The sequence below is a fragment of the Mesorhizobium sp. Primo-A genome (assembly GCF_003997175.1).
Classification (GTDB): Bacteria; Pseudomonadota; Alphaproteobacteria; order Rhizobiales; family Rhizobiaceae; genus Mesorhizobium; species Mesorhizobium ciceri.
This window is the reverse complement of sequence record NZ_RZTG01000005.1, coordinates 344772-351104: the sequence shown is the minus strand read 5'-3', so window position 1 is coordinate 351104 and position 6333 is coordinate 344772. Positions and strand designations below refer to the sequence as shown.

The following is a 6333-nucleotide window of genomic DNA, read 5'->3' as shown; positions in this document are numbered from 1 at the left end:
GCGCGATCTGGCAGCTGAGTAGGGGAGTAGGGGAGTAGGGGAGTAGGGGAGTAGGCAGGACACTCGAGGCAATTCACATACTGCCTTACTGCCCCGATTCCTTATCGCCCTACATCTTGTCGATCACCGACTGCACGCCCTCGGTCGGGGCGTCGACGGACGATCCGGCTACCATGATGGCGGCGACGATCGCTTCGGGGTCGTCGACGACCAGCGGCTTGACCCGCTGCGCGGTGTGGATGAAGCCTTCGGCGGCCATGTGATCGAGCAGCGCCAGCATCGGATCCCAAAATCCTTTGACATTGGCGAAGACGATCGGCTTGCGATGATGGCCAAGTTGTCCCCAGGTCATGATCTCGACGATCTCCTCGACCGTGCCGATGCCGCCCGGCAGTGCCACAAAGGCGTCGGATTTCTCGAACATCTTGTGCTTGCGCTCGTGCATGTTGTCGGTGATCAAGAGTTCATCGAGCCGGTCAAGCGCTGTTTCGCTCGCCTCCTTGTTGATCAGGAAGCGCGGAATGATGCCCGTCACCTTGCCGCCGGCCTTGAGCGCGCCTTCGGCGACAGCGCCCATGATGCCTTTGGTGCCGCCGCCATAGACCAGCCGCAATCCCGCTTTGGCAATTGAGCGCCCGAGCAGGTGTCCGGCCTTGATATAGATTTCATCGCGGCCCGGAGACGAGCCGCAATAGACGCAGACGGATCGAATCGTGTTCATGTCGATGATTGGTGATTGGGTCTGAAAGCGCGGTCAAGCCCCAAGGGTTAACGGCCTGGGCTTTTTCTTGTCGGTATTGCTAAAACAGGCTAGACCGGCGTTAGGTGGCTAAGGGGTAGGGAAATATGGCAATTAATCCACTGAAGGCGTTCCTGTTCGCGGCGGGTGGGACCGTTGCGGCCGCGGGAACCGCCTATGTAGCGGGCGCACTCGACCCGTATCTCAATCCCACGCCGCCGGCGCAAGTGGCGGCGCAGACGCCGCCCGCAGCGGCAAAATCGGCTGATCCCGGCACCGAAGCGCGGCTGCCCGCCGCTGAGGTCCCGGCGGCTCCCGCCGCAGTGCCCCAGGCAACGGCACCGGCCGCACCGGCCGCGGACGCGCCGGCTGCGGCCGGTCCGGTCGCACCGTCTTTCGACGTCGTGCGCGTTGAAAGCAATGGCTCGATTGTCGTCGCCGGCAATGCGGCGCCCAACGCCAAGGTCGAAATCCTCAATGGCTCGACGGTGCTTGGCTCGACGGTCGCTGGTCCCGATGGCGCCTTCGTTATCATTCTCGATGATCCGCTGAAGCCCGGCGATTATACGATCGCGCTGCGCGCGACCACCGGTGACGTCGTAACGCCCTCGGTGCAGACCGCCGTCGTTTCGGTTCCCAAGGATGCGGCCGGCCAGGTGCTGGCCATGGTCGAGGAGCCGGGCAAGCCGGCCGAATTGCTGACCGTTCCCGCACCCGAGACAAAGCCGGCTGCTCCGGCCGCCGCGCCGGCTGCTCCCACAGCCGAAGCCCCCGCAACCGCTCCGGCGCCAGCCGCCCCAGCGCCAGCCGTGGTCGACGCAACACCGGCTCCTGCAGCGCCGGCGACGCCGCCCGCTGCAGGCGTGACCGAGCCCAAGATCGTCGTCGAGGCGGTCGAGATCGACGGCAGCAAGATCTTTGTCGCCGGCCTCGCCGATGCCGGCCGCAAGGTGCGCGCCTATGCCAACGACATCCTGCTCGGTGACGCGCAAACTTCGACGGACGGTCATTTCCTGGTCGAGGCGACGCGCGACGTTCCGGTCGGCAGCTACACAATCCATGTCGACGGCCTCGATGCCGACGGTGTGACAGTTGTGGCCCGCGCGGCCGTACCGTTCGAGCGTGAGCCCGGCGAAGCGATCGCCGCCGTGGCACCCTCGGCGCCGAAGCCCGTTCAGCCCAAGCCGGCCGCACCTACCGCCGCCGAGGCACCGGCCGCGGCCACGACGCCTGCTCCCGCCACCGAGGCTCCGGCCGTTATGGCGGAGGCGACGCCGCCAAGCGATGTGCCCGAGACGGTGGCGCCCAAGCTTGAACATGCCGACGGCGCCGTCATCATCCGCCGCAACGACACGCTGTGGCGGATCTCGCGGCGCGTCTATGGCCACGGCGTACGCTTCTCGACCATCTACCTCGCCAACCAGGACCAGATCAGTGATCCCGACCGCATCTGGCCGGGCCAGGTGTTCAAGGTCCCGGAAAAGTCGAAGGAAGGCGAAGCCGCCGACCTCAAGGCCATGGGCGAGCAGGCAACGACAGCGCCCGCCAAGACGGAGTAGGGTTTGAGCGCCGACGGTTGAGCGCAATCTCCCCCTTGTGGGAGATGCCCGGCAGGGCAGAGGAGGGCGCTGTCTCGCCAGCCTGTCGGCCAAATCCGGTCGAGCTACCTTACGGCTGCTCGTAATGCTTTGATCGTGGAAAGTCGCGATCCTTCGCGCCCCTCTCTGTCCTGCCGGACATCTCTCCCACGAGGGGGAGATTGGCGGTTCCGGCGCTCTGCCCATAGGGTTAGCTTGCCCCGTGCCCGTTCATCGTCTATCGCCGATGAACGATGGCAGAATCCCTGATGGAAACAAACGCATCATGCGGCGGTCCGGACAGCCGTGCGGTCGCCGCCCGACTTGCAGCGCTTTCCCATCCGGCGCGGATCGAAATCCTGAAACACCTATCGACGAGCAGTTCCTGCTGCTGCCGCGAGGTCGTCGACCGCTTAGATCTGGCGCAGTCCACCGTGTCACAACATCTGAAAATACTGGTCGAAGCCGGGCTGGTTCGCTTCGAGCCCGATCGCCAGCGCTCGCGCTATGCGATCGACCATGCCGCGCTCGCCGATGTCTCCGCATCGGTGGCCGCTCTCGTCAATTCCTGCTGCTCCGGCCGCTGAAATAAGAAGAAGGCACAAGAAATGGCCGAAAAAACCGTCTCCGACTCCTCGACTTTCAAGACGCTGCTCAATTTGTGGCCTTACATGTGGCCAGCGGATCGCGCCGATCTGAGAGCCCGGGTCACATGGGCGACGCTGTTGCTGGTCGTCGCCAAGCTGACGCTGGTCGCCGGTCCCTATTTCTTCAAATGGGCGACCGACGCGCTGGCCGGCGACGCCAAATCGGCGCCGCCGCTGCCGAGCTTCCTGCTGGCGCCCGTCATGCTGGTCGTCGCCTACAATGTCGTGCGCCTGGTGCAGCTTGGCTTCAATCAGTTGCGCGACGCGCTGTTTGCCCGCGTCGGCCAATATGCCGTGCGCCAGCTCGCCTTCCGTACTTTCGTTCACATGCACCAACTGTCGCTGCGCTTCCATCTCGAGCGCCGCACCGGCGGCCTGTCGCGCATCATCGAGCGCGGCACCAAGGGCATCGAGACGATCGTGCGCTTCATCATGCTCAACACGGCGCCGACCATCCTCGAATTCGCGCTGACCACGGGCATCTTCGCCTACACCTATGGCTGGAAATATGTGGTCGTCGTCGCGGTCACCGTCTGGGTCTATGTCTGGTTCACGGTCCGCGCCAGCGACTGGCGCATCTCGATCCGCCGCGACATGAACGACAGCGATACCGACGCCAACACCAAGGCAATCGACTCGCTGCTCAACTACGAGACGGTGAAATATTTCAACAATGAGGGCATGGAAGCCGAGCGCTTCGACCGCTCCATGGCACGCTACGAGGTCGCCGCGACGCGCATCTGGACCTCGCTTGGCTGGTTGAATTTCGGGCAGGGCATCATCTTCGGCCTGGGCACCGTCATCGTCATGTGCATGTCGGCGCTCGAAGTGCAGGCCGGCACGCAGACGGTCGGTGACTTCGTCTTCATCAACGCCATGCTGATGCAGCTGTCGGTGCCGCTCAATTTCATCGGCTTCATCTACCGCGAAATCCGCCAGGGGCTCACCGATATCGAGCAGATGTTCGATCTGCTGGATGTGCCGCAGGAGATCGTCGACAAGCCGGATGCCAGGCCAATCGCGGTCAGCGCCGGCAAGGTCGAGTTCCGCGACGTGCACTTCTCCTATGACCCGAACCGGAAGATCCTGAAGGGCATCAGCTTCGAGGTGCCGGCCGGCAAGACCGTCGCCATTGTCGGGCCTTCGGGTGCCGGCAAGTCGACCATCTCGCGGCTTCTGTTCCGCTTCTACGACGTGCAGGGCGGCCAGGTGCTGATCGATGGCCAGGATATCAGGGACGTGACGCAGGAGAGCCTGCGCGGGGCGATCGGCATGGTGCCGCAGGACACCGTGCTGTTCAACGACACCATCGCCTACAACATCCGCTATGGCCGCATCGGTGCCAGCGAGGAGGATATGCGCAAGGCGGCCGAACTCGCTCAGATCGGCCCGTTCATCGAGCGATTGCCTGACGGCTACAAGTCGATGGTCGGCGAACGCGGGCTAAAACTTTCGGGCGGCGAGAAGCAGCGCGTGGCAATCGCCCGCACCATTTTGAAGGCGCCGCCGATCCTGATGCTCGACGAAGCGACCTCGGCGCTCGACAGCCACACCGAACAGGAGATCCAGGCCGCGCTCGATCTGGTCAGCCGTGGCCGCACCACCATCGTCATCGCTCACCGCCTGTCGACGGTGATCACGGCCGATGAGATCATCGTGCTGCAGGACGGCCAGATCGCCGAGCGCGGCACCCATGCCGAGCTGATGCGCAAGCATGGCCTCTACGCCTCGATGTGGGACCGCCAGCGCGAGGCGACCGAGGCCGAAGAGCGGCTGCGCTTGGCTCGCGAAGGCGACGAACTTGGTGTCATCGTCCGCCGGCGCACGTCGGAGGTGAATTGAAGGTTCGGCGTGTGATCTGATTTTTGCACTTGATCTCAACTTAAGTTGAGATTGTAGGCCGTTCCTGGAGCCCAAAAAACACCATGATCCAGGAACGGAGCAATCGAAATGAGCAAGATAAATCAGACTGTTAACGGCGGCAGCGTGTTCAGGGTGGACAAATTCGTCGTCCCGGCCGGCGCCCGCGAGGAGATACTCGCCAAGGTCAGGACAACGCATGAATTGCTGCGCCTGCAGCATGGCTTCGTGCAGGATTTCCTGCTCGAGCAATTCTCCGGGCCGGGCGAATTCAACCTCGTCACCATCGTCGAATGGGAAAGCCAGGCGGCCGTCGACAATGTCGTGCCGATCGTCAAGGCCGCGCACGAGCGCATCGCCTTCAACCCGCAGGAGACGATCGCCCGGCTCGGCGTTCGCGCCGACATCGCCAACTATCAGAGGGTTCCCGGGCTGTAGCAAGGCTGTTACGGCCAGCCGATGCCAGGTGCCGGCGCTTCGACGCTGAACACCTGGCCGGTGCGGGCGTCGCTGACCATATGCTCGAAGCCGCGCCATTCGGCGGCGAGAATGAACAGCGTTTTCCTGTCGGTGCCGCCCAGCATGCAGGCAAAGCAGCCGCGATCGACGGTCACTGTCTGCAGCACCTCGCCGCCTTCACGCACCCGCACGCAACGCTTGTTGGGAACATCCGCATACCAGGCCGCCCCTTCGGCATCGAGGCAGATGCCGTCGGGATAGCCGTCGAGGTCGGCCCAGACCCTTCGGTTGGCAAGGCTGCCGTCGGCGGCAATGTCGAAGGCGGTCAGCCGATTGGCATGGGATTCCGCGACAATCAGCGTCTTGTTGTCCGGGCTCACTGCCATGCCGTTGGCAAAGGCGATATTTTCCGCCACCTGCCGGACCGCGCCGTCCGGCGTGATCAACACGATGGTGCCGGGGCTGAAATGCTCGCCAGAAGCCGGCGCCGGTCCGCCGCCATTGACATAGGTGTTGCCGCGCCCGTCGACGACGATCTCGTTCCAAGGGCTTTTCGACAGGTCACGCAAATCGGCGCGAGTGACGAGGCTCCCGTCGGCCTCCTGTCGTAGCAGCAGCCCTTCGCGGCCGGAGATGACGAGCAGGCGGCCATCCGGCAGCCAGTCAATGGAGTAGGGCAGGACAGCCGGTACGGTGAGCATGACCTCGCGGTTGCCGTCGGCATCGACGGCGATAATCTCGCCGGTGCCCCAGTTGCAAAGCCACAGCCGTCCGTCATGCCAGCGCGGCGACTCGCCGAAAGCGAGACCGGCAGTGACGAGATGCGCTTGGGGGGCAGGTGGTTTCTGCATGTAGGGGACTCCTTGTTGAGTGCGTCAGCATCGCCAAATGGTCCATGATGGCGCTGTCTCACCAAGGACGGGCGAGGCAGCGGTCTGCCGACAGGCACAGAACCGATAATTTTGGTTTGGCTGCTCTTTGCTGAGTTCGCGACGAAGCCTCGAGGTCAGTTTTTGGAGTGTTCTTCAAACTATCGGTTGAAGTGTTCTTC

6 protein-coding genes are annotated in these 6333 nt (G+C 63.7%); 4 read left to right on the top strand and 2 right to left on the bottom strand.

The genetic code is table 11. The features are described from left to right. Positions 1 to 109 precede the first annotated feature (109 nt). Complete coding sequence (locus EOC83_RS12405) at positions 110 to 721, bottom strand: TIGR00730 family Rossman fold protein (RefSeq protein ID WP_013532550.1); 612 nt, start codon at positions 719 to 721, stop codon at positions 110 to 112. A gap of 125 nt (positions 722 to 846) precedes the next feature. On the opposite strand from EOC83_RS12405, the gene EOC83_RS12400 reads away from it, so the two are divergent. The 4 genes from EOC83_RS12400 to EOC83_RS12385 all read left to right on the top strand — a co-directional run bounded on the left by EOC83_RS12400 (position 847) and on the right by EOC83_RS12385 (position 5261). Next, on the top strand, positions 847 to 2298 hold the full coding sequence (locus EOC83_RS12400) for a LysM peptidoglycan-binding domain-containing protein (protein ID WP_013532549.1): 1452 nt from the start codon (positions 847 to 849) through the stop codon (positions 2296 to 2298). 272 nt (positions 2299 to 2570) lie between these two features. Next, positions 2571 to 2903 carry a metalloregulator ArsR/SmtB family transcription factor gene (locus tag EOC83_RS12395; RefSeq protein WP_013532548.1) on the top strand — a complete coding sequence of 111 codons (333 nt, stop codon included), beginning with the start codon at positions 2571 to 2573 and terminating at the stop codon, positions 2901 to 2903. A gap of 21 nt (positions 2904 to 2924) precedes the next feature. Then, the gene (locus tag EOC83_RS12390; protein ID WP_013532547.1) at positions 2925 to 4805 is read left to right on the top strand and encodes an ABC transporter ATP-binding protein/permease; all 1881 of its coding nucleotides are present in this window, start codon (positions 2925 to 2927) and stop codon (positions 4803 to 4805) included. 108 nt (positions 4806 to 4913) lie between these two features. Next, positions 4914 to 5261, top strand: a complete 348-nt coding sequence (locus tag EOC83_RS12385; RefSeq protein ID WP_013532546.1) for an antibiotic biosynthesis monooxygenase — start codon at positions 4914 to 4916, stop codon at positions 5259 to 5261. Between the two features lie 8 nt (positions 5262 to 5269). Here the strand turns inward: EOC83_RS12385 and EOC83_RS12380 are convergent, their stop codons facing one another. Continuing rightward, complete coding sequence (locus EOC83_RS12380) at positions 5270 to 6133, bottom strand: SMP-30/gluconolactonase/LRE family protein (RefSeq protein WP_013532545.1); 864 nt, start codon at positions 6131 to 6133, stop codon at positions 5270 to 5272. Between the last annotated feature and the right edge of the window lie 200 nt (positions 6134 to 6333).

Bases quoted from the DNA above. Each gene is read 5' to 3' on its own strand.
- EOC83_RS12405 (WP_013532550.1), bottom strand. From the start codon at position 721: ATGAACACGATTCGATCCGTCTGCGTCTATTGCGGCTCGTCTCCGGGC.
- EOC83_RS12400 (WP_013532549.1), top strand. From the start codon at position 847: ATGGCAATTAATCCACTGAAGGCGTTCCTGTTCGCGGCGGGTGGGACC.
- EOC83_RS12395 (WP_013532548.1), top strand. From the start codon at position 2,571: ATGGCAGAATCCCTGATGGAAACAAACGCATCATGCGGCGGTCCGGAC.
- EOC83_RS12390 (WP_013532547.1), top strand. From the start codon at position 2,925: ATGGCCGAAAAAACCGTCTCCGACTCCTCGACTTTCAAGACGCTGCTC.
- EOC83_RS12385 (WP_013532546.1), top strand. From the start codon at position 4,914: ATGAGCAAGATAAATCAGACTGTTAACGGCGGCAGCGTGTTCAGGGTG.
- EOC83_RS12380 (WP_013532545.1), bottom strand. From the start codon at position 6,133: ATGCAGAAACCACCTGCCCCCCAAGCGCATCTCGTCACTGCCGGTCTC.